General features: G+C 71.8%; 20 protein-coding genes and 1 pseudogene. 8 read left to right on the top strand and 13 right to left on the bottom strand.

Annotated elements, in window-relative coordinates; translation table 11 throughout:
• Positions 1-17: 17 nt before the first annotated feature.
• The gene (leuC, locus tag WMF33_RS00525) at positions 18-1,427 is read right to left on the bottom strand and encodes a 3-isopropylmalate dehydratase large subunit (RefSeq protein WP_061628751.1); all 1,410 of its coding nucleotides are present in this window, start codon (positions 1,425-1,427) and stop codon (positions 18-20) included.
• Positions 1,428-1,637: 210 nt separating this feature from the next.
• Between leuC and WMF33_RS00530 the strand changes: the two genes are divergently transcribed.
• Positions 1,638-2,552: a LysR family transcriptional regulator gene (locus WMF33_RS00530; protein WP_437335286.1), complete on the top strand. Its 915-nt coding sequence runs from the start codon at positions 1,638-1,640 to the stop codon at positions 2,550-2,552.
• Positions 2,553-2,646: 94 nt separating this feature from the next.
• Here the strand turns inward: WMF33_RS00530 and WMF33_RS00535 are convergent, their stop codons facing one another.
• Positions 2,647-4,191 (bottom strand): IMP dehydrogenase, encoded by a 1,545-nt coding sequence (locus WMF33_RS00535; protein WP_437335287.1) that lies wholly within the window; start codon positions 4,189-4,191, stop codon positions 2,647-2,649.
• A gap of 202 nt (positions 4,192-4,393) precedes the next feature.
• Positions 4,394-5,359, bottom strand: coding sequence for an AraC family transcriptional regulator (locus tag WMF33_RS00540; RefSeq protein WP_437335288.1), 966 nt, complete (start codon positions 5,357-5,359; stop codon positions 4,394-4,396).
• 334 nt (positions 5,360-5,693) lie between these two features.
• Here WMF33_RS00540 and WMF33_RS00545 point away from each other — a divergent pair, with 334 nt between their 5' ends.
• Complete coding sequence (locus tag WMF33_RS00545; RefSeq protein ID WP_437335289.1) at positions 5,694-6,614, top strand: transposase; 921 nt, start codon at positions 5,694-5,696, stop codon at positions 6,612-6,614.
• A gap of 521 nt (positions 6,615-7,135) precedes the next feature.
• Here the strand turns inward: WMF33_RS00545 and WMF33_RS00550 are convergent.
• The 3 genes from WMF33_RS00550 to WMF33_RS00560 all read right to left on the bottom strand — a co-directional run bounded on the left by WMF33_RS00550 (position 7,136) and on the right by WMF33_RS00560 (position 10,045).
• A complete protein-coding gene (locus WMF33_RS00550) occupies positions 7,136-8,257 on the bottom strand; it encodes a DUF4185 domain-containing protein (protein ID WP_437335290.1) in 1,122 nt (373 codons plus the stop codon).
• Between the two features lie 395 nt (positions 8,258-8,652).
• Complete coding sequence (locus WMF33_RS00555) at positions 8,653-8,991, bottom strand: four-helix bundle copper-binding protein (protein ID WP_061625178.1); 339 nt, start codon at positions 8,989-8,991, stop codon at positions 8,653-8,655.
• Positions 8,992-9,388: 397 nt separating this feature from the next.
• Positions 9,389-10,045 carry a ferritin-like domain-containing protein gene (locus tag WMF33_RS00560; RefSeq protein WP_020464819.1) on the bottom strand — a complete coding sequence of 219 codons (657 nt, stop codon included), beginning with the start codon at positions 10,043-10,045 and terminating at the stop codon, positions 9,389-9,391.
• Positions 10,046-10,124: 79 nt separating this feature from the next.
• On the opposite strand from WMF33_RS00560, the gene WMF33_RS00565 reads away from it, so the two are divergent.
• The 3 genes from WMF33_RS00565 (at position 10,125) to WMF33_RS00575 (ending at position 12,724) form a co-directional block, all read left to right on the top strand.
• Positions 10,125-11,108 carry a hypothetical protein gene (locus tag WMF33_RS00565; protein ID WP_437335291.1) on the top strand — a complete coding sequence of 328 codons (984 nt, stop codon included), beginning with the start codon at positions 10,125-10,127 and terminating at the stop codon, positions 11,106-11,108.
• A 179-nt stretch (positions 11,109-11,287) separates the two neighbouring features.
• Positions 11,288-12,115: an MOSC domain-containing protein gene (locus tag WMF33_RS00570; protein ID WP_437335292.1), complete on the top strand. Its 828-nt coding sequence runs from the start codon at positions 11,288-11,290 to the stop codon at positions 12,113-12,115.
• A gap of 132 nt (positions 12,116-12,247) precedes the next feature.
• Positions 12,248-12,724 carry a DUF2059 domain-containing protein gene (locus WMF33_RS00575; protein WP_437335293.1) on the top strand — a complete coding sequence of 159 codons (477 nt, stop codon included), beginning with the start codon at positions 12,248-12,250 and terminating at the stop codon, positions 12,722-12,724.
• A gap of 30 nt (positions 12,725-12,754) precedes the next feature.
• Here the strand turns inward: WMF33_RS00575 and WMF33_RS00580 are convergent, their stop codons facing one another.
• The 6 genes and pseudogenes from WMF33_RS00580 to WMF33_RS00605 form a co-directional block, all read right to left on the bottom strand.
• Positions 12,755-13,615 (bottom strand): alpha/beta fold hydrolase, encoded by an 861-nt coding sequence (locus WMF33_RS00580; RefSeq protein WP_437335294.1) that lies wholly within the window; start codon positions 13,613-13,615, stop codon positions 12,755-12,757.
• Between the two features lie 144 nt (positions 13,616-13,759).
• The gene (locus WMF33_RS00585; RefSeq protein WP_437335295.1) at positions 13,760-14,572 is read right to left on the bottom strand and encodes a dienelactone hydrolase family protein; all 813 of its coding nucleotides are present in this window, start codon (positions 14,570-14,572) and stop codon (positions 13,760-13,762) included.
• Between the two features lie 479 nt (positions 14,573-15,051).
• Positions 15,052-15,909: a dienelactone hydrolase family protein gene (locus WMF33_RS00590; RefSeq protein WP_437335296.1), complete on the bottom strand. Its 858-nt coding sequence runs from the start codon at positions 15,907-15,909 to the stop codon at positions 15,052-15,054.
• Positions 15,906-16,889 carry a TauD/TfdA dioxygenase family protein gene (locus WMF33_RS00595; RefSeq protein WP_437335297.1) on the bottom strand — a complete coding sequence of 328 codons (984 nt, stop codon included), beginning with the start codon at positions 16,887-16,889 and terminating at the stop codon, positions 15,906-15,908. Before WMF33_RS00595 ends, WMF33_RS00590 begins: the two co-directional genes overlap by 4 nt.
• A gap of 219 nt (positions 16,890-17,108) precedes the next feature.
• Positions 17,109-18,191 carry a tetratricopeptide repeat protein gene (locus WMF33_RS00600; protein WP_437335298.1) on the bottom strand — a complete coding sequence of 361 codons (1,083 nt, stop codon included), beginning with the start codon at positions 18,189-18,191 and terminating at the stop codon, positions 17,109-17,111.
• Positions 18,192-18,609: 418 nt separating this feature from the next.
• Positions 18,610-18,939 (bottom strand): annotated as a pseudogene (locus WMF33_RS00605) (toll/interleukin-1 receptor domain-containing protein); the annotation flags it as partial.
• Positions 18,940-19,174: 235 nt separating this feature from the next.
• Between WMF33_RS00605 and WMF33_RS00610 the strand changes: the two are divergent.
• From WMF33_RS00610 to WMF33_RS00620, 3 genes are all read left to right on the top strand, one after another.
• Positions 19,175-20,452 (top strand): hypothetical protein, encoded by a 1,278-nt coding sequence (locus WMF33_RS00610; protein ID WP_437335299.1) that lies wholly within the window; start codon positions 19,175-19,177, stop codon positions 20,450-20,452.
• A gap of 207 nt (positions 20,453-20,659) precedes the next feature.
• The gene (locus WMF33_RS00615; RefSeq protein WP_437335300.1) at positions 20,660-22,321 is read left to right on the top strand and encodes an amidase; all 1,662 of its coding nucleotides are present in this window, start codon (positions 20,660-20,662) and stop codon (positions 22,319-22,321) included.
• A gap of 69 nt (positions 22,322-22,390) precedes the next feature.
• Entirely contained in the window at positions 22,391-23,086 is a 696-nt protein-coding gene (locus WMF33_RS00620; RefSeq protein WP_437335301.1) for an acetoacetate decarboxylase family protein, read from the top strand.
• Positions 23,087-23,124: 38 nt separating this feature from the next.
• Here the strand turns inward: WMF33_RS00620 and WMF33_RS00625 are convergent, their stop codons facing one another.
• Positions 23,125-25,320 carry a hypothetical protein gene (locus WMF33_RS00625; protein WP_437335302.1) on the bottom strand — a complete coding sequence of 732 codons (2,196 nt, stop codon included), beginning with the start codon at positions 25,318-25,320 and terminating at the stop codon, positions 23,125-23,127.
• Positions 25,321-25,420 lie beyond the last annotated feature (100 nt).

Raw genomic sequence — 25,420 nt, forward strand, 5'->3', positions numbered from 1 at the left:
CTCGGGTGCGAGCGTCGTCAGATTCCGAACACGTCACGAGCATCCGCGATCTCGCCGCGGACCGCGGCGGCGGCCACCATCACCGGGCTCATGAGCACGGTGCGGCCCGTGGGGCTCCCCTGCCTGCCCTTGAAATTGCGGTTCGACGAGGACGCGCACAGCTCATCGCCGATGAGCTTGTCCGGGTTCATCGCCAGGCACATCGAGCAGCCCGGCTCGCGCCACTCGAAGCCCGCCTCGCGGAAGATCCGATCCAGCCCCTCGGCCTCGGCCGCCCGCGCCACATCCATCGATCCCGGGACCGCCAGCGCGCGCACGTGCGGCGCGACCTTGTGCCCCTTCAGGCGCTGCGCCACCTCCCGGAAATCCGAGAGGCGGCCGTTCGTGCAGCTGCCGATGAACGCCACGTTGATCTTCGTCCCCTCGATCGGCTTGCCCCCCTCGAGCCGCATGTACTCGAGCGCCTCGCGGATCAGCGCCCGCTCGGACTCGTTCGCCACGTCCTCGGCCGCCGGCACCTTCTCCTTCACCGAGATCGCCTGGCCCGGCGTGATGCCCCACGTCACCGTCGGCGCGATCGCGCTCGCGTCGATCCGCACGACGTCGTCGTACCGCGCGTCCTCGTCCGACGCGATCGAGCGCCAGTACTCGAGCGCCTCCTCCCACGCCTCGCCCTTCGGGGCGTACGGACGACCCTTGATGTAATCGAACGTCGTCTGGTCCGGGTTGACGTACCCGACCCGGGCGCCGCCCTCGATCGACATGTTGCACAGGGTCATCCGCTCCTCCATCGAGAACCCCTCGATGGTCGAGCCGCCGTACTCGTACGCGTAGCCCGTGCCGCCCGACACGCCGAGCCGGCGGATGATCTCGAGGATGATGTCCTTCGCGTAGACGCCCGGGCCGAGCTTGCCCTCGACCTGGATGCGCCGGACCTTGAGCCGCTGGAGGCTCAGCGTCTGCGTGGCGAGGACGTCGCGCACCTGCGTCGTCCCGATCCCGAACGCGATCGCGCCGAACGCGCCGTGCGTCGACGTGTGCGAGTCGCCGCACGCGATCGTCATGCCAGGCTGGGTCAGGCCGAGCTCGGGGCCGATGATGTGCACGATGCCCTGCCGCCCGGACTCGAGATCGAAGAAGGTGACCCCCTGCTCGGTGCACGCCTTCTTGAGCGCGTCGACCATCCCCTCGGCCAGCGAGTCCTTGAACGGCCGCTTGCGGTTGTCGGTGGGGACGATGTGGTCGAGCGTCGCGAACGTCCGATCGGGCATGCGCACGCGCAGGCCGAGATCGCGGAGCATCCCGAACGCCTGCGGGCTCGTCACCTCGTGGATCAGGTGAAGGCCGATGAAGAGCTGATCCTCGCCGTTCGGCAACGTGCGGACTTTGTGGAGGTCCCAAACCTTGTCATAGAGACTCTTACCCATGATGGCCTCTCGCGGTGCAACTGAACGCGGCTGAAGGGGACGGCGTGCGAAGCGGACCGGCCCGAGCGCCGGGGCGCGCCAGCTGGCTCCAGGGAGGCGGCCGGCGCGCCCCCGATCCGGCGGTCCGGCGTCGGGCGGCGGTATGACTATGCGGGCCCGCGAGCATTAAGTCGAATGAAACTTTTTTCACGATGGGTTAAGTAACGCTACATGGATGCGTCGCTCCTCCCCGCGCTCGAGGATGTCCTCCTGGTGGCCCGCTCGGGCTCGGTCGCCGAGGCGGCGCGGCGGCTGCACAAGACGCCGTCGGCGATCAGCCAGCAGGTGCGCCGGGTGGAGGAGCACTTCGGGGTGGCGCTGTTCGAGCGCGACGGGCGCGGCGTGCGGCTCAGCCCGGCCGGCGAGGCGGCGCTCGGCGCGATCACGCGCCTGTTCGATCAGGCGGAAGGGGTGTTCGAGCTGCTCTCGGAGCTGGCGGGGGAGCCGTCGACGACGCTGCGCCTCGCGGCGAGCGACTACCTCGGCAAGGGGCTGCTCGTGCCGGTCATCCGCCAGATGCTCGAGCAGCGCGCGCCGGTGCGGTTCGCGATCACGACGGCGAACTCGATCGACGCCGCGCGGTGGGTCGAGCGCGGGGAGGTGGACCTGGGCCTCGCGTCGGCGTCCTCGGCGGGCGGCGATCTCGTGAAGCAGCCGCTGTTCGTGCAGCCGTTCCTCTGGGTGGGGCCGCGGCTCAAGGGCAAGGCGCCGGCGCTGCGCGAGCGGCTCCGGCACGAGCCGCTGCTCCGGCTGGCGCCCGGCAGCGTGGGGCGGCGGCTGCTCGACGCCTACCTGGATCGCGAGCGGATCCGGCCGATCTCGACGATCGACGTGTCGAGCGTGTCGCTCCTCGTCTCGTACGTCTCGGGTGGGCTCGGCGTCGGCCTCGCGCCGGCGCTCGCGCTGACCGAGGTCGCGCGCTCGCGGCTGGACGTCGAGGTCGCCGAGGAGGTCGAGCCGCTGCCCGTCGAGCTGATGATGCGCGAGAACTTCCGACGCAATCCCATCATCGAGCGCTTCATCGAGCGCCTTACGGCCGAGGGGCGCCGCGCGGAGCAGCGGACGCGGGCGCTCCTCCGGGCGTAGCGAGATCGCAGCGCGCGGCGAGCGTCGCCGCGGCCCGGCCGCGGGGGCACAGCTCGTCCGCCGAGCGCCGCCGGGCTCCGCGACGTTCCGGAGGTCAGGCCTCGCGCGGGCTGCTGCGCGTGTCCTTCAGCATCACGTCGTGGACGCCGCCCTCGTGGATGCTGACCGCCGAGGCGACGGTCAGGCGCGCGCGCATGTACAGGTCGCGCAGCGAGATGGCGCCGCAGTTGCACATCGTCGAGCGCACCTTGGCGAGCGTGACGTCGAGGTTGTCCTTGAGCTTGCCGGCATAGGGAACGTAGCTGTCGACCCCCTCCTCGAACTCCAGCTGGTCCTTCTTCTTGCTGGAGTCGCCGTGATCGTAGCGTTGCCAGTTGCGCGCGCGGTTGCTCCCTTCGCCCCAGTACTCCTTCATGAACTGGTTGTTCACGCGGACCTTGCGCCCGGGCGCCTCGTCGAAGCGCGCGAAGTAGCGGCCCATCATCACGAAGTCGGCGCCCATCGCGAGCGCGATCGTGATGTGGTAGTCCTGGCTGATGCCGCCGTCGGAGCAGATCGGCACGTAGACGCCGGTGCGCTGGAAGTACTCGTCGCGCGCCTTGGCCACCTCGATCACGGCCGACGCCTGGCCCCGGCCGATCCCCTTCTGCTCGCGCGTGATGCAGATCGAGCCGCCGCCGATGCCGACCTTGACGAAGTCGGCGCCGGACTCGACGAGGTAGAGGAACCCCTCGCGATCGACGACGTTGCCGGCGCCGATGTAGATCGGCTTGCCCTGCGACTTCACGAAGGCGATGGTGTCGCGCTGCCACTCGGAGTAGCCGTCCGACGAGTCGATGCAGAGCACGTCGGCGCCCGCCTCCACCAGCGCCGGCACGCGGTCCCGGTAATCGCGCGAGTTGATGCCGGCCCCGACGATCAGCCGCTTCTCGTGGTCGACGTTCTCGAGCGGGTGCGCCTGGTGCGACTCGTAGTCCTTCCGAAACACCAGGTATTGCAGGTGCTGCCGCTCGTCGATGACCGGGAGGGTGTTGAGCTTGTGGCGCCAGATGAGCTCGTTCGCCTCCTGGAGATCGATGCCGACCTTGCCGCAGTGGATCGACTTGAACGGCGTCATGATCTCGCGCACCGGCGTGCTGAGCGGCGTCTTGCCGAGCCGGTAGTCGCGGCTCGTGATGATGCCGACGAACCGACCCGTGGGGGTGCCGTCCTCGGTGATGGCGATGGTGGAGTGGCCCGTGCGATCGGTCAGCGCGAGGACGTCGCCCAGCGTGGCCTCGGGGCGCAGGTTCGAGTCGCTCACGACGAACCCGGCCTTGTAGTTCTTCACGCGCCGCACCATGGCGGCTTCCTCCTCGATGCCCTGCGAGCCGTACACGAACGACAGGCCGCCGCAGCGCGCGAGCGCGATCGCGAGCTCGGCGCCCGAGACCGACTGCATCATCGCGCTGGTGATGGGCACGTTGATCGTGAGCGGCGCGAGCTTCGGGTCCGGCGGCCCCGCGCCCCGATCGGCCTTGAACCGGACGACGGGGGCCGTGAGGTCGACGTTCGCAGGGACGCAGTCCTTCGTCGTCAGATTCGGGACGAGCAGGTACTCGCCAAAGGTCCTGCTCGGCTCATCGTAGATGAATGCCATGTCGGCTCGTAGTGCACGCGTTTCGCGCTGTCAAATGCAGCCGGGGCGGGTGCCGGGTAAAAAATGAGCAAAATCGGGCGGTTATGGGTGCGCGGAGGGGAGGGCGGGCCCCGACCGGGCAGGGGCGGCGGCGCCCGCGCCCGGCGCGCGTGGCGCGGCGCAGAGGTCCGGCCAGGGAGCGCCGGGCGTCGGGCGAGCACAGCTAGAGCGGGCGCACCGGCAGGCAGAGCTCGCAGCGGTAGGTGTTGGTCTTGGGATCGTGGAACTCGCCCTGGTAGAGCTCGAAGCAGGGCCGGTGGTCAGGCTGATAGCCGCTCTGCGGGAGCCACTCGGCGAAGAGCCGGTCCCACGCGGCGCCGATCGTGCTCGCCTCGTCGACGAACAGGCTCGCGGCGTACTTCCCGCCGGCGATGTCGGTCACGTTGACCTCGCCGTCCGCCTTGAAGCCGTCCGGGATCACGATCGAGGCGTCGTGGCGGCACTTGGACGGGTCGGTGACCTTGGGGTTGTCGTGCGCGATGCCGAGGCAGATGCGGTCCGGGGTCCACAGATCGCGCGCGCTCGCCCAGCGGACGAGGCGCTGCCAGGCCTCGGCGACGCTCCTTCCGGGGCCGTAGGGGCCGACGCTCCTGACGTAGGCCACGTGGTAGCTCGGCAGCGTCTTCACGGTGACGTTCATGATCTTCTCCTCGTCTTGGCGGGCGTCCGTGCCCGACGAGGCGTCATCCTGGGCGACCGCGCACGCCGCTGCTTTGCCGGGGTTGCGATCGACTTCACCCGGCTTGCGATCCGCTTGCCGCGCCTTGCGCGCGGCCGCGGCGCCGCCGTTGCGCCAGGCGGAGGCGCTCATGCCGAAGCGCTCCTTGAACGCGCGGGCGAAGGCGCTGGCCGAGCTGAAGCCGTTCTCGAGCGCGATCTCGAGGACGTCGGCGCGCGGCCGCAACGTGAGATGGCTGGCCGCGGTCTCGAGGCGTGTCCGCTGGATGAACTCGCGGAGGTTCTCGCCGGTCATGGACTTGAAGACGCGGTGGAAGTGAAACGGCGAGAACGCCGCCACCGCGGCCAACGTCTCGAGGGAGAGCTCCTCGCCGGGGTGGGCCTGGATGTAGTCGATGACGCGGTTGACCCGCTTCTGGTACTCGGCTCGGCTCCTGTCGCTGGTCGCCACAGGGGGAGGTTACCTGATGGCCGGTTTGAGAAGAACCGCGACCGGACCCAGGTTGAGACCGGACCCAGGTTCGCGCGACCGGACCCAGGTTGAGACCGGACCCAGGTTGAGACCGGACCCAGGTTCGCGCGACCGGACCCAGGTTCGCGCGCGACCGGACCCAGGTTGGGCGACCGGACCCAGGTTGGGGTGGATTCAGGTTGAGGTGGATTCAAGGACTATCCAGGTGGCGGACCACCTGGCGCCCCTGGCGGCGCCACCCCAAGGAGCGAGCCAATGCCTTGAAATCATTCACCCCACCAGCCGGCACGGCGTTTGCCATTGCACGCCAGCCATGAGCCAGCCCCGCGAAATTGCCGCAGGCGCCACCTACCTCATCACCCGTCGCGTCCTGCGCAGGCATCTGCTCTTCCGCCCTGACGCTGCCATCACCCAGCTCTTGGTCTACACCCTCACCGTCTCGACGCGCCGCTTCGGCATCGAGGTCCACGCGCTCTGCGCGATGTCGTCGCACCTGCACCTCGTCGTGACCGATACGATGGGCGTCCTGCCGCGTTTTTTGCAATTCTTCCATCGCATCGTCGCGCTCGGGACCAAGGTGCTCCGCACGTGGGAAGGGCCAGTGTGGGACCACGAAGCTACGAGCGTGGTGCGGCTGCTGACGCGGACGGCGGTGGTGGAGAAGATCGCCTACGTGCTCGCGAATCCTGTGGCCGCCGGCCTGGTCCGACATGCGCGCGAGTGGCCGGGCGCCAAGGTGGATGTGAACGAGCTCGGCTGCGGCGTGCTGCGCGCGACGCGACCCGCGGCATATCTCGATGCGAAAAATCCGCAGTGGCCAGAAGAAGTAACGCTCGCGCTCGCGCTGCCGCCTGTCATCGAACAGGATGGCGGCGACGGCTTTCGCGGCGAGGTCGCCGCTGAGCTGGAGCGACAGGAAGCGCAGGCCCGTGAGGAGGTGGGGCGGCGAGGGCAACACGTCCTTGGCGCGGAGGGCGCCAGCCGGGTGTCCCCCTACGAGCGTGCCACGAGCTTCGAGCCGCTGCGCGGCTGCAGTCCGACGTTTGCGGTCGGCCGCGAGCAGGGTGATGCATGGCGAATCGCTGCTGCCGCCGTGCGCGCGTTTCGTGCGTCGTACCGCGCGGCGCTCGAACGGTGGCGCAGCGGGGTGCGCAGCGCCGTATTCCCCGCGGGGACGTGGTGGATGCGCGCGTTTCACGGGGTCGCCGTGACGGACGCCGTGCTCACGGTGTAGTTGCTGCGCCGGCGGCGCACGGTGAGTCGGTCGGAGAGGCCACCGGGGGCGACACGTCGCCGGAGGGCACGTGCGTCTCAAGATGGCGGAGCGAGGCGACTCAAGACGCAGGTTGTTGCAGGATCGGCTTGACCGAACAGGAGCGTACCTATGGGTGGCTGGGTCCAATCGCCAGATCGACCCGGATTGGGCCGCTCCGCCAACCGGGGAGCAGCCCGACGCGCGTGGAGTGGCGCGGATGGGGTGGCGCTCGGCCAACCCGGGTCGGGTTCGCTGCTGGCCGTCAACCAGGGCCGGATCGTCTCAGGTTTCCCGGGTGGCGGCCCGGTCAGCCTGGGTTAGGTCGTCTTGTCGGGCAACCGGGGCCAGGTCGTCTTCTCGGCTAACCCGGGTTAGGTCGTCTCGGTCAAGCCGGGTTAGGTCGTCCCGGTCAACCGGGGTCAGGTCGGCCGCGGTCAACCCGGGTCAGGTCGTCCGGTCAGTCAACCCGGGTGAGGTCGTCCGCTAGGTCGTCCGGTCCCTCACTCGAGCTCTAGCTCCACGAGTCGGAGCTCTCCTTCCAAGAAACCCGTCTCCCGAAAATAGGTCACGTACTCCACCCGGCCTCCTTCCTGAGCGAGCTCCGCGTGCCCCAGGCCAGCGTACGGCCATGCCTCCGGGGTTGAGGGCGCCTCCGCGGTGAACGCCACCTCACTGTCCGACCACGGGCCCTCCGGCGCCGGGGCCGTCCGCACGGAGATCTCCGACGACATCGGCTCACTGTAGATCGCGACGTACCTGCCGGCGTGCTCGTTCCAGTGCACCGACATCATCGGCGCTCCCGCCATGACCGGCTCCGCCTCGTCATGATCCCCCACCCAGCTGCCGTCCGAGAAGAACCGCCACGCCCCGCGCTCCGTCGCCTGCGCGAGCGGCACGCGCGCGATGAGGCACGGGCACGTGAGCCCCGAGCACGCGCAGGCATACGCGTAGAGCAGCCCCTCGCGGACGAGCGCCGCCGCCGTGAACGACGGCTCGTCCGCGCCGAAGATCAGCGTGGGATCCGCGGCGCCCGGGCGCGCCGCCGGACGCACGATCGGCGCGTCGAGGCCCTCCCAAACCGCGATGGACGAGCCCAGCGCGTCGATGTTGAACCCCCCGGCACGCCCAATCAGCTTGCTGTAGAAGACCAGCGCGCGGCCCGTCGCCTCATCGACGACGATCGGCCCCGGCCACAGCGCGTAGCGCGCCTCGCAGTCCTCCTTGCACGTCTCCTCCGCCTGAGGGCCAAAGTGCGCGGCGTTGAACTCGAGCTCCTCCGCCGTGAACGGCAGGAACTCCCCAGGCGCGCCGGCCGCGTCGAGCGGCTCGCTCAGCGACGAGAGCCCGTCCGACGCGTCCAGGTCGTCGGTTGAGCAGAAGGTGCTCGATCTCCAGAGCGAGCCGTCGGCCCCCGGAGCCTCCAGGGTCGTATCGCCGAACACCCACACCGAGCGATCACCCCACCGCGCGCTGTACCCGCCGTCCCGCCCTCGAATCGATGGCTCGAACGTCAGCGCGCCCAGGTCGCGCACCGCGCGCACCCGAACCTCGGGCGCGTCCGCGCCGCACCCGACGCACAGGAGTGCGACCCCGGCCGCCCCCGTCGCCCTTCGATAACGCATGCGCGCGAGGATATCACGGCAGCCGAGGGCCGCCGCCACATGCGTCGCGCTCCGCGGTCGGACCGCGCGCGACCGCGAGCGCGACCCGGCCGCCGCGCGCAGAGGCCGCGTGCTCAAGGGATGGGGCGATGAGGAACGACAGGGGCCGCAGGGAGGCCAGGAAGCGATAACGCTGCTCGTCTCAAGGGAAAGACCGCCAGGGCGAAAAGAGCATCCAACAGCCTGTTTCGTCGAAGCGCTCCGGTGATCAGAGCCGTAAGTCAATTCAGGTGCAGCACCAAAAAAGTCGATGGTATCCGCTGGCCGCCCTGCTGTTCCCGACAGTGCATCGCGCGAGCGCGCATGCGCCGGAAGGCGCGACCCGCGCGGTCAGAGCGATCCGACGCCCCGTCGCCTCAGATCTGCCGGCACGCAGCGGCGCAGCGGCGGCACTCGTCCGCGCACGTCTTCATCTGCGTGTCGCCGGCGAACTTGTCGCAGCTCGCCGCGCACAGGTCGCAGAGGCTCGCGCACACGCTCGTGATCTGGGCGCGCTGCGGCGAGCTGCGCAGGAGGAGCTTCGAGGCCGCTTCGCAGATGTCAGCGCAGTCCTGGAGCAGCCGCACGTGCGTGGCGTCGGCGTGCCCGCCCCCCATCTCGAGGCAGTACTGGCTTGCATGGGTGCAGATCGAACCACAATCCTGGGTGAACCGAGCCACCTCCCGGAACGATCTGTCCCCCGGAAACCTGCTCATGACAATCCCCCTCGGTCAACTGGGCCGCTCTTCGCCTCGAGGATATCTCGCGACAACGAGGCAACCTTGGTATCCAGAGGTTGAATGGATTGAGCGATCTTCGCACGTCGGGCCATCCCGCATATAGGCCTCGGAGCAGCGACCGACGCGCGCGAGCCCTCTTGTCCCGAACGCGCCGCGCGAACGGCTCGGACGCCCAGGGGGGGCGCATGCGAGCGCGACCGAACGGCCGCGCCCGCCCTGGTCGCCCGCTCCGCGCGATGGCTGACGCGGCGCCGTTCGAACGACGTCCAGGAGTCGGCCGAGAGAGCGTTAGCGCACCCTCGCGTTCGCGAGTTCGCCGCGGGCGGCGAGAGCCCGCGGGTTATCCGCCAGAGCCGCGTCGCGGGCTGGGCCGCTAGCACCCGGGCGCGCGGCAGATCCCCATCTTGATGCGCGCGATCTCCTGGAGCTCCTCGGCGATCTCGAGCGTGCGCATCGCGGCGGCGCGCGCGAGCGCCTGGGCCTCCTCGGTGGTCGCGAGGCGCGCCAGGAGCCGCCGGCCCATCTCGTGGTGATGACCCTCGTCGGGCTGGATGACGTCGCGGTAGAGGCGCGCTGTCTCGGCGTCCCCCTGCGACTCGCAGTACTCGATGAAGGCTTGGTTGTGCACCTTGGCGAGCGCCTCGCGCGTGAACTGGCCCGCTGCGACGCGCTCGACCGTCGAGCCGAGCCCCTTCAGGTACCCGAACATCGGCGTGGGCGGCCCGAACCTGGCCGGGATCGACGCCGGATCGACGCCGAGCGCGCGGAGGCGCTCGGCGATGAGACGGTAGTGCCTCGCCTCATCGCCGCACTGGCGGGCGAGGGCGAGCTTCACCTCGACGTCCGTCTCGGTGGTGAGCCAGAGCGCAGCCTCCTCGGTCGCCTCGAGCTCCTTCTTGAGCGCGGTCGCGAGCAGCTCCGGGACGCCGATCCCGCTCCCTGGCTCCGCCGCGCCGGCCGCGGCCCCGATGCGGGCGAGGCGCTCTCCCACCCTGCGGTCGAGCTCGCCCAGGAATTCCTCTGGCTTCATGGGTGGCATGATGGGCGCGCCCCGGGCGGCAGGTCAATAGGCCGCCCTCCCAGGGGCGAGATGGGTGTACCCTCCCTGAATGGCCTGGCGCTTCCTGCCCCCGTGGCTCGATCTCGAGTTGGTCTCGATCTCGTTCGACCTCCCCGCGCGCACCGTCCTGAAGCGCACCGGGATAGCCGCGCTCGCCACCTCAAGCGCCACGGCGCTGCGCTTGACGCTCGCGCCGACGCTCCTGCGCGTCGCCTTCGAGCCCTACCTCGTCATCGACCTGCCGCCGCCGCTCGGCGACATGGGGTTGCAGCAAGTCGAGTACGACCTCCGCACAGGCGCCATGACGCCCAACGTGTTCTACACGGGAGGGCTCGTCCGGGTCGGGAAGGACTCGGCCGAGGACGAGGCCCGCGCCTTCATGCGCGGACTCGTCACCTCGACGCCCATGGCCATACCCCCGTACGACCCGACGAGCGATCCCGATCTCGTCGTGACCGTGCGTCAGGTGCTCCTGAACCTGGAGTCCGACGGCGGCGGCCCCGCCGTCCGCGGCGCCCGCGTGTCCGCGCGGCTGACGCTGCGCGAGGCGCTCGCGGGCGCGGTGGGCTCGGACGGGTTCCGCATCCCGGCGGGCGCCACCATCGCGGCCAGCGTCGACGTCGAGGGCACCCGGCAGGAGATCGAGACGGCGCCGCGCGTGCAGCGCATCGAGGTCGACTGCTCCTCGGCGGTGCTGCTCAAGCGCGGCGTCGAGCAGGCCGACCTCCGCCGCTTCGTCGTGAGCCGCGGCGGGGAGATCGCCGTCGAGCGGGTCGAGCCGCTCGGCGCGGCCGGTCAGGCCGCGGGCGTCGAGTCGCTCGTGCGTCTGTTCGGCGCCCTGGCCGCGGGCGGCGGCGTCGCGTTCGACCCGAAGCACCTCGGGCCCAGCGCCGTCGAAGGGCTCGTCAAGGAAGAGATCGCGCGCGCCCTGCGCCCGGCGCTCGTCGACTGGGTGCGGCAGAACGCCGAGATCATCGTGGGGATGGACCTGCGGCAGGTGCTCGGGATCCCGGAGGACGGCGGCGTGGCGTGAGGGGGAGCGGCGGCGGGAGCCGCTCCCGACGCGCGGTCGCCGCGGAGGGGGCCCATGACAGCGCCGTCGAGGCTGCGCCGGCCGAGCGACGACGCCGTCGGAGGAGGGCGTCGCCCGCCGGCGCGGGGGCGCGCGACGCCCGAGCCCTCGGCGGAGCCGAGGAGTGTTATACGTCCTGAATGCGCCTCTCCGCCATCCACATCTATCCCGTCAAAGGCTGCCGTGGCCTCGCGCTCGACGCGGCGGCCGTCGATGAGCTCGGCCTCGTCGGCGACCGGCGGTTCATGATCATCGACCCCGAGGGCAAGCCCCTCACCCAGCGCCCGCTGCCGCGCATGGCGCTCATCGAGACGCAGCTCTCCGAGGGCGAGCTCACGCTCGGCGCCGCCGGCCGCTCGCCGATCTCCGTGCCGCGCGCGTCGCAGTCGGCGCAAGGCGCGCGCCTGCTCACCGTCGAGGTCTGGAGCAGCACCGGCCTCCTGGCCGAGGACTGCGGCGACGAGGTCGCCGCGTGGCTCAGCGACTTCCTCGATCACCCGGCGCGGCTCGTCCGGGCCGGCGAGGCGTTCCGGCGGCCCGTCCTCAAGGATTCGGTGGCGCGCCCGGAAGATGTGGTGTCGTTCGCCGACGAGTTCCCGTTGCTGGTGATCTCGGAGGCCTCCCTCGCCGACCTGAACGCTCACCTCCAGGACCGGGGCGCCGCGGCGTTGCCGATGGATCGCTTCCGTCCCAGCCTCGTCGTGAGCGGCTGCGCCGCCTTCGACGAGGATCGGTGGGGCCGCGTCCGCATTGGCGAGCTCGTGCTCCGCGCCGGCGGCCCGTGCGCCCGATGCGTCGTCACCACCACCGATCAGCGCACCGCGGAGCGCGGCCCGGAGCCGCTCCGCACGCTCGCCACGTACCGGCGCGATCCGCAGAAGCCCGGCGACGTGAACTTCGGTCAGAACTACATCCACGAGACGAAGTCCGGCGCCTTGCGGGTGGGGGACGAGGTGACGATCGTATGACGGGGAGCGTGGGCCGCCCGCGCGGCTCGCGCGCGCCCGCACCACGGGCGCGCCCCGGCGGCTCGAGCGACGGGAGGCGGCGGGCTCGCCGGGGCGACGCGGACCGCGGCGCGTCCGTGATAGACATGGATCATGAGAAAGCACGCGTCGCGTTCCTGGATCGTCTCGCTCGCCTTCGTGACCCTGTTCTCCCTCGTGTCGCTCGGCGACGCCCACGCCGGTGAGGCCGAGAAGAAGCTCGCCCTGGAGCTCACGCACCTCGTCATGCCGAGGGAGGTCTACAACGCCCTCATCGATCAGCTGATGACCAACATGGGGGCGTCGATGCAGCAAGCGGGCGCGAGGATCTCGGCCAAGGACACCGGCAAGCTGAAGGCGGTCGTCGCCGAGGTCCTGCCGTACGACGAGCTGGTCCAGTGGAATGTCGACATCTACGCGGGGAAGTTCACCGCCGATGAGCTGAAGGAGCTCATCAAGTTCTACGGCACGCCGGTCGGCAAGAAGGCCGCGAAGCTCCTCCCCGAGATCAGCGGGGAGGTGGGAAAGAAGGTCGGGTCGGTCATCATGCAGCGGATGCCCGCGGCGATGAAGAAGGCTGGGATCCAGTAGCGCGCGCCGCGCTCGGCGTCATCGACCGTGCTACCGCCTGTAGACCAGGAAGCCGGCGATGGCGTCGAGCAGCGCCCGCGGCTCGTCGGCGCGCACCGAGTGGCCGCTGCGCTCGAAGATACGTAGATCGGCGCCCGGGATGAGGCGCGCGATCTCCTCCGACAGATCGGGCGGGCAGATCCAGTCGTGCCGGCCGGCGATGACGAGGGTAGGGACCTTGATCTCGGGGAGGCGCGGCGTGAAGTCGAATGTCCGCATGAACCGCTCCAGGGCCACGTTCCACGCCTCGACGTTGTAGATGGCGCGCGCGCTGGCCTCGGCCGCCTTCGGCGGGTCGAACGTGGTCGAGTAGAGCGGCCCCATGATCCGGAGGAACTCGGCGAACTGCTCGTCGCTCTCGAGCTTGCCGGCCCAGAGGCGCTCGCATGCGTCTCTCTGCTGGTCGGTGCCGCGGCTCGCCACGATCTGTTTCGATCGGTCGATGAGGCGGTGGCTGGCCGCCGTGGCCACGAGGATGAGATGCGAGATGTGCTGCTGGTACCGGAGCGCATAGGCCATGGCCACCATGCCGCCATAGGAGGTGCCCATCACCACGATGCGATCGAGGCCGAGGTGCTGGCGAAGCGCCTCCATGTCCTCGACGTTGTTCTCGAGGGTATATGTCTCCTTCGGGCCGCGCGCCGAGCGCCCCTGGCCGCGGTGATCGAAGTAGACGAGCTGCGCCCGGTCGGAGAGCGGGGTCATCCCGCCCTTGTGCGAGGAGTGATCGGCGCCCGGCCCGCCGTGCACGACGAACATCACCGGCCGTTCGCGCATCTCGGGGCCGTCGGGGACGAGGCCCATTCCCTCGACGTCGAAGTAGATCTCGGTGTCTCGGATCTTCGCGCGCACGGCGTCAGGGTAGCCGATCGGCGGCGCGCCGGGCGCGGGGGCGTTGGAGCGAGGGAGCTCGGGTGCGTGCGGAGGAACAGCGGAGGTGCAGCGTGGTGCCGGGGCAGCAGCGGGCGCCGAGGCGCGGTCGCGTCTGGCGCGCGGTCAGGCGACGCCGTGTCGGGTCAGCCAGTCGAGCTGGCGCTCCCAGCCGTCGGCGGCGGCGTCGGGACGGTAGCTCGGCCGGTAGTCGGCGTAGAAGGCGTGCGGGGCGTCGGGGTAGACGTGGATGTCGGAGCGCGCGGCGCCGGGCGCGCCGCCGGCTTTGGGGGCCGCACGGAGCGCTTGCTGCAGCTCGGTGACCGTCGACAGGGGAATGCCCTGGTCCTGGCCGGCATAGAGGCCAAGGACGGGGACTTGCAGCGCGCTCACCACGTCGATCGGGTGCTTCGGCTGCGCCTCGGTCCGGTCGCCGGTGAGGCGTCCGTACCAGGCGACCGCTGCCTTGAGCGCGGGGTTGTGCGCGGCGTAGAGCCACGTGATGCGCCCGCCCCAGCAGAAGCCCACCGCGGCGGCCTTGGTGGCGTCGGCCTGGCCGGAGGCGCGGGCGAAGGCGATGCTGGCGTCGAGGTCGGCGAGCACCTGCTGGTCGGGCACGCGGCCGGCCAGCGCCCGGAGCTCGTCGATGGTGCTGAGGCGGCTCGGGTCGCCCTGGCGGACGAACAGATCCGGGGCGAGGGCGTAGTAGCCGCGCTTCGCGAAGCGGCGGACGACGTCGCGGATGTGCTCGTGGACGCCGAAGATTTCCTGGATGACGAGCACCAGCGGGAACGGCCCGCCGGAGGCGGGGTGGGCGCGGTAGCCGGGGAGGTCGCCGGCCGGCGCGGGGACGGTGACGGCGCCGGCGATGAGGCCGGCGTCGTCGGTGCGGATGGGGCTCGGAGCGTTGCTCTCGGCGATGGGCGTGGAGGCGGTCATGGCCTGGGCCTGAGCAGCGGCCGTGCCAGAGGTGGGAGCGACCGACCCAGGTTGAGGTGACCGACCCAGGTTGAGGTGACCGACCCAGGTTGAGGTGAGACGAGGTGACCGACCCAGGTTGAGGTGACCGACCGAGGTTGAGGAGCGGCCGACCCGGGTTGAGGAGCAGCGACCGACCCGGGTTGAGGAGCGACGGGAGGTAGCCGACCCAGGTTGAGGTAGCCGAGGTTGAGGTAGCCGACCCAGGTTGAGGTAGCCGACCCAGGTTGAGGTAGCCGACCCAGGTTGAGGTAGCCGCAGGTTGAGGTAGCCGACCCAGGTTGAGGTAGCCGACCCAGGTTGAGGTAGCCGACCCAGGTTGAGGTAGCCGACCCAGGTTGAGGTAGCTACCCAGGTTGAGGTAGCTGAGGTAGCTAGCTAACCGCGACCGCCGCCTTACGTCCGAGGCGGCATACCCCCGCGGCCGCGCTCCTGTGCAGCTACCCCGCTGCCCGGACGCCCTCGCCGGCGACCGCATACGGCCGCAGCTGCGCGGTGACGCCGCCGCCGATACGCTCGGCGAAGAACTCCCGCGTGCGCCGCCACGAGAGCTGCGCCGCATCGGCGTGGTACGCCGGCCGCGTCTCGTTGAAGAACCCGTGCCGCGTCCCCGGATACACGAACGAGATCAGCTCCCGCCCCGCAGCCCGGAACGCCTCCTGCACCGCGCGCGCCTTCGGCGTGATCGCCGGATCCTCCTCCGCATAATGCACTTGCAGCGGAAAGCGCACGCTCGTCACCTGGTCCAGCGGCGGCGCCTGCCCGTAGAAGACCGCGCCCGCCGCGAGCTCCACGCCCGCAACCGCGAGCTGTCCCACCAGCCCTCCGCCCAGCGAAAAGCCGACCGCCGCGATGCCCCCCGGGCGCACGTCGAACCGCCCGGCCAGGTGCGCCGCCGCCGCCCTGGCGTCAGGCAGGTACGTCGACGTATCGCGGTCGCTGAACCAGGCGAACACCGCCTTCAGCCGCTCCTGCTCGTCCGCCGGCAGCCGCGCGACCACCTCGTCGCGGTCCGGAGCGCGCAGCAGCCCGACGCCGCGGGCCACCTCCGCCTCGGTGAAGGTCCGGTGAACCGCGTCGTGCGAGTACAGGTTCGGCGCGAACGCGAGGTAACCCTCCTGCGCGAAGCGCCTCGCCAGCTCGACCGTGTGGGCGGTGAGCCCCAGCCCCTCGTGGAGGATCAGCACCGCCGGCGCCGGCGCGCGCCCGGCCGACGACGGGCGGACCTGCACCGCCTCGACCGGCCCGTGGGGACCCCGGAACGACGTCCTCTCGACGCCCGTGCTCGCGGCGGTCACGCCTGCACCTCCGCCTCGGGCGCCTTCTCCTTTCGGACGGGCTTCAGCTTGCTCGGGGGCCGCGTGCCGAACGGCTCGCCGGCCACGATCTCGGAGCGCACCCCGTCGACCCCGACCGGGATGTCCCCGGTCAGCGTCACGCGGTAGAGCACGCGCTCGACGTCGAGGTGCCCCAGGTCCTGCGGGCCGAGGTGCGCGGTGGCCCGGTTGTCCCAGAACGCGACGCTGCCCGGCTCCCACCGGAACCGCACGGTGTACGCCGGGCGGCTGATCTGCTCGAAGAGCAGGTCGAGGATCGCGCTGCTCTCGCGCGGCGACAGGCCGACGATGTGGCTGGTGAACCCGGGGCTGACGAACAGCGCGCGCTCGCCGGTCTCGGGGTGGACGCGCACCACGGGGTGGATCGAGATGAGCGGGTTCTCCCGCACCTTGCGCAGGTACGGGCTGTCCTGGTCCTGCGGGGCGAACCTCAGCCCGAAGCGGTGCTCGGCGCGCAGGCCGTCGACGAGCGCGCGCAGCGGCGCGGACAGCCCCTCGTAGGCCGCCACGAGGTTGGTCCAGGTCGTGTCGCCGCCGTAGGGCGGCAGGATGTGCGCCCGCAGGATCGACGCCGCCGGCGGGTTCACGGCCGCGGTGACGTCGGTGTGCCAGCGGTTCTCATAGCTGAAGCGCTTGCCGTAGCGGCGATCGTAGCGGCGGGTGTCGATGGCGAGGATCTCCGGGTGCTCGTCGAACGGCTCGTCCTCGTGCGGGTGCGCGTAGGTCACCTCGCCGAAGCGAGCGGCGAAGGCGATCTGCTCGGCGTGGCCGAGCGGCTGGTCCCGGAAGAAGACGACCTTCCACTTCAGCAGCGCCGCGCGGATGGCCGCCACGGACTCGTCAGGCAGCGGCCTGGAGATGTCGACGCCGTGGATCTCGGCGCCGATGTGCCCTGCGAGCGGCTTCACCTGGATGGATGAATCGGATGGTCTCTGGCTCATGGGTCTCCTCCGCGTGGTCCCCCCCCGTCGCGGTTACGGGGGTCGGGTATGCGCGCGCCGTGCCAGGGAGCGATCCGCGGGGTACGCACCTGGAGACGGCGAGGCGAGGGCACGCGCCGAGCGCGCAGCGCGAACGTGTGGACGCGCGACGCGGATGGCGGCTTCACGCAGACCACGCGCCTCCCGCTCGCGTCCTCACGCTGCGGCGACCGCGTCCCCTCACCGGACGCTGCGGCCCAACCTCGCGCGAAGACGATTCAAGTGAGCCTCATGCTGCTGCAGGGCCGTGTGGCCGATCGACCGGAGATACTCCACGTAATTGCGCATTGCACCGACGGCTCGAGGGATGTTGCCCAGCGCCTCATACACGATCCCCATGTTCCAGCTCGACGCAGCCTCCGCCTCCCGATCGCCGATCTCACAGGCGATCGCCATCTGTCGGTCGTAATGCTCGATGGCCAGCAGGGGATCCCCGAGGCCGGCATGGGCGTTCCCCAGGATGCCGAGCGCCTCCGCCTCGCCCGAGCGGTCGCCGAGCGCTCGGAACACGCGCAGCGCTCGCTCGCACAGCGCGACAGCCTCGTCGAGCTCGCCGCGCAACACGTACATGCTGCCGAGGCCCGAGAGCGCGTTGCCCTCGCCGCGGCGGTCGCCGAGCTCCCGGGTGACGGCCAGCTGCCGCTCGTAAAACGAGATAGCAGGCTGCGTGTCGTCGAGCGCCGCGTGGGCGCCCCCGAGGCTGCTCAGCGCGCTGGCTTCTCCCCTCCGGTCGCCGATATCGACGAAGATCCTCAGCGCTCGCCAGTGCAGCCGGATCGCCTCGCGCGCCTCGCCCAGGCGCGCGAACGCGTTGCCCAGGTTGCAGAGCATCTCGCCGTCACCGCGTCGATCCCCGATCTGCACCAGGATCGAGAGCGCCTGCTCGCTCAGCGCAATGGTCCTTCGCAGGTCGCCGATCTCGACATAGGCGCTTCCGAGCAGGCCGAGGTGATAGGCTTCCTCCGCGCGTAGCCCGAGTCGTCGGGCCGCTTCGGCGCCCGCCGTATGCCAGCGGATCCGCTCTGCAGGCAGCTGCCGGAGAGCCAGGCAGCGCCTGCCTGCGAGCGGAAGCTCGGCGCAGAGCCTCGCAGACGCATCGTCCTGTGCGGCACGGCTCGAAGCCCACTCCTGCGCCGCGTTGACGTTGCCCCATTCGCGTTCGAACAGGGCGAGGCCGCGCATCATCGACTCTCCACCTCGCTCGTACAGGCTGTCCGCCTCCCTGAGGACGAGGAGGAAATGCTCGGCGAAGCGCGCCTCCACCGCCCCGCGATCCCCGGCGTCGAGGCGCGATCGCGCGTACTCGCGGGCGAGGTCGTGCATCCGGTAGCGCGCTGTCGCCTCGTCCCACTCCAGGAGGCTCCGCCTGACGAGCTCGCTCGTGAGGTCGACGGCGGCGCCTTCGTCCAGCCCGCCCACGCGCGCGGCGGCGGTCGCCTCGAAGCTCCCCGAGAAGACCCCGAGACGTGGCCAGAGAGCCCGCGCCGGGTCCTCCAGCAGCTCCACGCTGGACGCCAGCACGGCCGTCACGAGCTGCTGTCTCTCGGTGTCGAGCGTCTGCGCGCTCCTCCACCGCAAGCCGAATGCCGCGCGCCACGTCGGCCCACGCCTCGCTCTGGTTCGGCCAGCTCGTCACCGGTCGTCCGTCGCTCGGCAGCGGCTTCAGCCTGCCGAACGGCGCGAGATCCCAGTCGCATGCTTCGACCAGGACGGGGATCACCTGAGCGTTCGCGGCGTCGTGACGCGAGAGCGCCTGCTCCATCTCGTTCCAGTACAGGTCGGCGGCGAGGTAATCGACGCTGATGAGGAGCACGATGATCTCGGCGGCCTCCAGCCGGCCGACGGTCTGCCGGACCTTGTCCTCGCCCGCTCCGACGTGCCCCTGGTGCCACGGGCGAATTGTCCCATGGCGCTGCAGGACGGCGAGGCGCCTCTCGAGCTCGTCCCGGTGGCGGGCGTCGGTGGGCGCGTACGAGATGAAGACGTCGACTGGCGTGGACTTCGCGACCACGGGCGTGAGCGTAGCAGGACCGGCACGAACGGAGCTGCCGTTCCGCCTCCGAGAAGCTGTTTCGGAGGGAGTTCATCGCTCCTCGCGGCGGCCGTTGACACCGCGGCTCGTTCCGCGACCATCGCCTCATGGCGCGCACAGCTCCGGTCCCCGGCCTCCCTGCGATCCCTGGAATGAGCCCCGGTGTCTTCATCCTGGGCTGCGGCGCCTCCGGGGGAGGACGGGGACCCCGCCCATGAGCATCGCAATGCGCGACGATCTGCCGAGCGCCCCGGGGCTCGAGGATCTGGGGCCGCTGGGCTCGCTTGCACCGCTCAAGGGGGCGGTGGTGCGCATTCCGCGCTCCGGAAACCCGTTCGAGCCGCGACCTCCGCTGCCTGCCGACGATCCTGCCGCCCTCCGCGAGGCAGCGCGGCTGGTCGGCGAAGGGCTCGTCCTCCGCCAGCGTCACAACCACGGAGCGCAGGCCGCGCTCCTGACCGGGTGGGTCGAAGGGGCGCTGGGGCCGCCGCGCGTGGCTCGCGCGATCGGGCCCTCGGAGCAGCTGCTCTGGTTCGACGGCGCGATCGTCCTGCTGCTGGCCGACACCTTGACCGTGGCGTGCGCGACGACCGAGCGGCTCCGGGCGTTGCTCGCACACCCTCTGCCGCCCGGGCTCTCGCCCGCGCCAGCGAGGTACTCCTACGGCCCGATCGCCGGCCCTCCACAGCCCGGAGCGCCGCTCGGGTCGTTGGACTCCATGGACCGATACTTCCCGGAGGCGTTCGCGCTTCACGCGGCGGAGGGCGGCTGCTGGGTTCGCGGGGTGCTCCAGGGCGCTTTCGAGACGCAGTTCCAGATGAAGCCCGGGGGGTGCATCGCCACGGCGCCGCGCCACCCCGATCGGTTCGCGCGGGTCAGCTCGTGCGGCGAGTGGCAGCCGGGTTTGCGGGAGCAGGATGGCCTACGCGCCCAGCTCGAGAGATTCCGGGCATCGGAGGCGCTCACGAACGCGGTGCTCGCCGTGGACGAGCTCGTGGGCGGGTTCCGCGGGCAGCGGGGGATTTCGATCCTCGCCCCGTGGGCGGCGAGCGTGATTCGTGAACGGACCGCGTCCGGCATCTGGTCTGCGCCGGTTCACCCGTACAACGGAGCCTGGTTCGTCGGCTGGATCGAGAACACATCTGTGCGCACGGGCATCTACGTGGACGAGACGGGCGGGGTGTGGGCCTCGTGGCAGGAGCCAGACGACGACGACGTGCAAGTGCGCCTGGTGGGCACGAGCGTCGATCGATGGTTCGAACGTCAGATCTACCTCCTCGAGAACGGCTATGCGTCGGAGGCCACGTGCCAATCGGAGGAGGTGTTGCCGCCCGGGCTCAATCTCCGCGAAGACCTCTCCGACGCCGCTGCGCAGGTCTTCGTGGACGGGGATGCCGTATGGCTCGTGGAGGAGTGCGGCATTCAGCGGATGTCCCGCCGCGTGCCCAGCGTTTCGGACGTGCTGGCGGTCGCAGGATGCTTCGGGGGATGACCTCAGACATCTCGGACCTGCCGGACGGCCGGCGCCCACGACGTCCCCCTCGCACCTGGGTGCACGTGCCGCCACGAGCACCGCCGAACCAGCCCGCCGCCGCACCCCCGCCGCCGCACCCCCGCCCCGCCGCCCACGGCGCGATCTCGACGCGCACCGCGATCGCGGCCCGCCGCACGACGGGGTCCGTCGAGTAAGCTGCGCCGCATGAAGGTACCCCGACTCACGGGCCGCGCGCTCACCGCAGCGCGCCTCGCGGCCGAGGCGCCCGGATCGTCCGCCGCGCTCCGGAAGGTGCTGAAGCGCACCCTGGGCATCGACCGCCTCGCGTCGCTCCCGGAAGCGTGGCGCGACGAGATCCCCGCGCAGGCCCGGCCGATCCAGGCCGCGGCGCCGCGGCGCTGGGGCGACGCCGCGCTCGGCGCGCTCCCGCGCCGCGACTGGCCCAGGACCTCGCTCGCCTACGCGGCGGCCTACCGCCAGGGCGCCGCCGACCCGCGCCGCGTGGTCGAGCGCGCCCTGTCCGAGATCGACGCGCTCGCCGCGCAGCGCCCGTGCATGAACATCGCCGTCGCCGCCGCGCGCGAGGCGGCGCTCCGCGACGCCGACGCGGCGGCCGCGCGCCACGCCGCCCGCCGGGCGCGCGGCCCGCTCGACGGCGTGCCCTTCCTCGTCAAGGACGAGTTCGACGTCGAGGGCCTCGCGACCACGCTCGGCTCGCGCTGCGGCCCGCTCGCGCCCGCGCCGCGCGACGCCGCCGTCGTCGCCCGGCTCCGCCAGGCGGGCGCCGTGCTCCTCTGCAAGACGGTGCTGACCGAGTGGGGGATGTCGCCGCTCGGCAACAACGTCCACCAGCGCATGCCCCACAACCCGCACCACAGCGAGCGCGCGGCCGGCGGCTCCTCCACCGGCTCCGCCGTGGGCGTCGCGCTCGGGCTCGCGCCGCTCGCGGCCGGCGGCGACGGCGGCGGCTCGATCCGGACGCCCGCCGCGCTGAACGGCGTCTTCGGCCTCAAGCCCACCTTCGGCCGCGTGAGCCGCGCCGGCGACGGCTTCAAGGGCTCGGTCGCCCACGCCGGCCCGATCGCCTGCAGCGCGGCCGACCTCGCCCTCTTCCTCGACGCCGTCGCGAGCGAGCCCGACCCCGACGACGACCTCACCGCGTGGGCGCCCCCGCCGCCGCCCGGCGGCTTCGGCGCGCTCCTCGGCGCCGGCGTGCGCGGCCTGCGCATCGGCGTGGACGAGGCGGAGTGGCGCGACGCCAGCGTCCCGATCGCGAGCGCGTGCCGGGGCGCGCTGCGCGCGCTCGAGCGCGAGGGGGCCGTCCTCGTGGACGTGCAGATCCCGATCGCCCGCTACGCGGCGCAGATCGGCTACCTCGTCATCGGCCCCGAGTCGCTCGAGGCCCACCAGCGCGCCTTTCGGGAGCAGCGCGACCTCATCAGCGAGGACCTGCGCGTCACCTTCAGCGTGCTCTCGGGCGTCACCGAGCGCGAGCGGCGCGACGCCGCGCGGCTCCGCGCGGGGATGCGGCGCGAGGTGGCGCGGGCCCTCGCCGGCGTCGACGTGCTCGCGCTCCCGACGACCGCGATCACCGCGCCCCGCTACCAGGAGGCCGAGGAGGGGCGCGCCTTCCTCGATCCCGCGGCCCTGGACGGGGTGTGCCGCTTCGCCTTCCTCGCCAACCTCACCGGCCTCCCCGCCGGCACCGCGCCCGTCGGCATCGACGCCGAGCGCCTGCCCATCGGCCTGCAGATCATCGGCGACGCCTGGGACGAGGCGGCGGTCCTCGCCGTCCTCGCCCACCTCGAGCGGTCCGAGCTCGCCGTCGCCCCGCGGCCCCCGGGAGGCATCGACCTGCTCGGGTAGCGGCACCGCCGACGCTGCTCGACCGTGATAGAGTGTCGCCTCGTTCCATCGAGTCCACGGAGATCTGGAATGGGTCAGAGCGCCGGAAGCCATCCTCCTGATGTCAAGAGTGCTCCGGCGCCGTGGACGCTGACCGGCGACGCCTACATCGCGATGCTCGAGCTCCCGGAGCGCCTGCTCCGGGAGCGGTGCTTCATCCCGGAGGCGCTCCGCCCGCGCTTCGACGGGCGCTACAGCCTGCTCATGGCGCTCGACTACACGTCCTCGAACGTGGGGCCTTATCGCGAGCTCCTGTTCATCCCCGGGCGCTACCGCACGCGCCGCGGCCTGCGCTGGTCGATCAGCAAGATCTACGTCAGCTCGTGGGAGAGCGTGGTGAGCGGCCAGGTCAACTGGGGTATCCCGAAGGAGCGCGCCGATTTCGATCTCGCGCGCGAGGCCGACGGCGCCGAGCGGCTCCGGGCGTCGCAGGGGGGCGACGTCTTCGCCGACGTGCGCTTCGCGGCCGCGGGCCCGAGCCTGCCCGCCTCGAGCGCGCTCGTGCCCGCGCGCCTCCGCGGGCTCGTGCACCACCGCGACGGGCGCGATTACTTCTGCACGCCGACCGCGGCCGGGCGCGTCCGCCGCGCGCGCCTGCTCGACGCGCGCGTCGACCCGGCGCGCATGCCGCCCATCGACGCCGGGCGGGTCGTGTTCGCCGTCCGGCTCTCCGGCTTCCGGGCCGAGTTCCCGGCGGCCGACGTCGAGCTCCCCGACGTCGCCTGAGCCCGAGGCCGCGCGACGTCGCGCCCGGCGCGGCGCGCTCAGCGCCCCGGCGCGGCGCTGACCTCGGCGGGCCCGCCGGCGCTCGCGGCCGCGCTGCGCAGGAACTGCATGGCGAGGCGCGCGGCGTCGCGCTCGTAGAAGAGCGCGAAATGGCCGTCCTCCCCGCGCGTCGCGGCCACCTGCACGAAGGCCGCGGTGGCCTGCCCGCCCGCGATGTTGCCGCGGAGCAGGCCCCTCGTCTGCGCGGCGCGGAGGAACGGGAGCGCCCCCGCGTCCGCGCGGACCGGGCGGAGCGGCGTCGCGCCCAGCGCGATCGCCAGCGCCACGGCCGTCTCCGGCGGCGTGTACGTGTCGGGGAGCCCGCCGACATGGAGCACGTTCTGGGGCCTCCGGCCGGGCAGGGGCTCGCGATACAGGCGCGCGTAGCTCTGCGGATCGACGGGGTCGACGAGGGTCTGCACGAGCGTCATGAACGGGTGAAACTCGGTCAGCTCGCCCTTGCGGAGCTCCAGCGCGGCCTCGAGGAACGGCATGAACGGCAGATCGCCGCGCCGGAGGATGCCGAGGCGCGCGTCGCCGCCGCACCCCGAAAGGAGGACGCCGCGAAACAGGGGATCGAGCGCCGCCTGCGCCGCCGCGGACTGGCTCCCTTGCGAGTGGCCGGCGAGGAGGATACGGCCCTTGTCGAAGCGGGGCGCCGGCCGGCCGGGCAGCGGAGGCAGGAGGGGGCCGCCGCCCGGCCGCGTCGCCCTGGAGAAGTCCGTGTCGGCGATCACCCGCGCGAGCAGGCTCGCGTCGATGCCGGCCTGGCGCAGGTTGTCGCGCGTCGCCGCCGGGTTCACGGGGTTGTAGAAGGCGAGCGCCGCCCCGAGCTTCTGGCCGCGGAAGAGGCCCGCGGGGATGCCCGCCAGGGCGAGGACCCCGGCGTCGCGGCTGCCCGGGCGCGCGCCCAGCACGTTGGCGCCGCCGTGCAGCGGCTGATCGGTGGAGACGGCGGCGATCCCCTGGCGGGCCGCCCATCCCGCGAAGTTGTCCTCGCCGAGGAAGGTCGTCGCGTCGCCGCCGGTGCCGTGAGCCGTGACCAGCAGCGGAAAGCCGCCGGCCGGCGGCCGCGTCCTCGGCACGGTCAGCACATAGCGAGCGCGGATGAGGCCGCCGCACGCGTCGGTGCGATAGCGCGATCCCGGCGGGATCTCGACCACGCGCGGCGCTCCCCCGCCGCCCCGCGCGAGGGCGCCGCCCGCCGACAGGAAGGGGGCGTTCGCGATCTGCGATTGAAAGTTCGGCGTGCAGTAGGTCCCGGCGATCGTCCCATAGGAGCGGTGGCCCGGCGAACCCCGCCGATCGGTCTGCCATGCCGCGCTCACGATCCTGGGGGCGAGCTGGGGCGGGAGGCGCGTCGCCGCGTCGAAGAGCCGCTCGGAGAGGGCGTGCGGCGCGCCCGTGCGGAAGAGCGCCACCGCGGCGATCTCGCCCCGCGCGACGCCGCGCGAAGCGAGGTCGTCGAGGGGCGCGGCGTGCAGCGCGCGGGCGCGCTCCTCGCTCGCGTCGCGGAGCGGGCCTGTCCATTTCGTCCGCTCGAGATCGAGCGTGGTGCCGAGCGGCTGCCCGCTCGGATCGCCGAGATCGCGCCGGACCACGGCCAGATAGAGCGTGTCCGGCCGGAGCACGAGCCCGGGCGCCGGCTTCGCGGCGAGCGTGCCCGCCGGGATGAAGCGGAGCGGCGCGCGATGATACCGCAGCTCGAGCGGGACGAGCGCGCCGCGCTCGGGGCTCCGCGGGTCCACGTCGATGAGGAACACGGGGGATCGGAGCGACATCGTGTCGGCCGGCCGATCCGGGAGACGGCGAGTGTCCGGCTCGGACGAGAAGTGGAAGTAGATCGACGGCGCCACCGAGAAGCCGCTGCCCTCGGCCTCGACCGCCGCGATGTACGTGGCGATGAGCGCCTTATCGGCGCCGGGGAAGCTGCTCCACGACAGAGAGCCGTCCTCCCGCCGCAGGAGCTCGCTCGGCCACGGGAGGCTGTAGAAGGCGGGTAGGCCGCGGCGCGGCAGCTGAAAGTCGACGCGGGAGGCGCCCGGGAGCGCGCTCACCGGCGCCGCAGGATCGCGCGGCGACGGGAGGGCGGCGCCGCCGCCCGCCGGCGCGGGAGCGCAGGAGAGGAGCGAAGCAGCGAGCGCGATCGCGGCGAGGAGCGGAGACCCCGGGCCGGGGCGGGGGCGAAGGCGCATCGTACGGCGCCCGCACCGTAGCATCGCGCCGGGCCTCCCGCTGATGTGCCCGCCGGCCCCGGCAGCGAGATAGCCAACTCAAAACAGGATCTTGGAAGCA

Source organism: Sorangium sp. So ce394, from assembly GCF_051474665.1.
Lineage (GTDB): Bacteria > Myxococcota_A > Polyangia > Polyangiales > Polyangiaceae > Sorangium > Sorangium cellulosum_D.

Coding starts and splice junctions, on each gene's coding strand:
- leuC (WP_061628751.1), bottom strand. CDS start 1,427: ATGGGTAAGAGTCTCTATGACAAGGTTTGGGACCTCCACAAAGTCCGC.
- WMF33_RS00530 (WP_437335286.1), top strand. CDS start 1,638: ATGGATGCGTCGCTCCTCCCCGCGCTCGAGGATGTCCTCCTGGTGGCC.
- WMF33_RS00535 (WP_437335287.1), bottom strand. CDS start 4,191: ATGGCATTCATCTACGATGAGCCGAGCAGGACCTTTGGCGAGTACCTG.
- WMF33_RS00545 (WP_437335289.1), top strand. CDS start 5,694: ATGAGCCAGCCCCGCGAAATTGCCGCAGGCGCCACCTACCTCATCACC.
- WMF33_RS00550 (WP_437335290.1), bottom strand. CDS start 8,257: ATGCGTTATCGAAGGGCGACGGGGGCGGCCGGGGTCGCACTCCTGTGC.
- WMF33_RS00555 (WP_061625178.1), bottom strand. CDS start 8,991: ATGAGCAGGTTTCCGGGGGACAGATCGTTCCGGGAGGTGGCTCGGTTC.
- WMF33_RS00560 (WP_020464819.1), bottom strand. CDS start 10,045: ATGAAGCCAGAGGAATTCCTGGGCGAGCTCGACCGCAGGGTGGGAGAG.
- WMF33_RS00565 (WP_437335291.1), top strand. CDS start 10,125: ATGGCCTGGCGCTTCCTGCCCCCGTGGCTCGATCTCGAGTTGGTCTCG.
- WMF33_RS00570 (WP_437335292.1), top strand. CDS start 11,288: ATGCGCCTCTCCGCCATCCACATCTATCCCGTCAAAGGCTGCCGTGGC.
- WMF33_RS00575 (WP_437335293.1), top strand. CDS start 12,248: ATGAGAAAGCACGCGTCGCGTTCCTGGATCGTCTCGCTCGCCTTCGTG.
- WMF33_RS00585 (WP_437335295.1), bottom strand. CDS start 14,572: ATGACCGCCTCCACGCCCATCGCCGAGAGCAACGCTCCGAGCCCCATC.
- WMF33_RS00595 (WP_437335297.1), bottom strand. CDS start 16,889: ATGAGCCAGAGACCATCCGATTCATCCATCCAGGTGAAGCCGCTCGCA.
- WMF33_RS00610 (WP_437335299.1), top strand. CDS start 19,175: ATGAGCATCGCAATGCGCGACGATCTGCCGAGCGCCCCGGGGCTCGAG.
- WMF33_RS00615 (WP_437335300.1), top strand. CDS start 20,660: ATGAAGGTACCCCGACTCACGGGCCGCGCGCTCACCGCAGCGCGCCTC.
- WMF33_RS00620 (WP_437335301.1), top strand. CDS start 22,391: ATGGGTCAGAGCGCCGGAAGCCATCCTCCTGATGTCAAGAGTGCTCCG.
- WMF33_RS00625 (WP_437335302.1), bottom strand. CDS start 25,320: ATGCGCCTTCGCCCCCGCCCCGGCCCGGGGTCTCCGCTCCTCGCCGCG.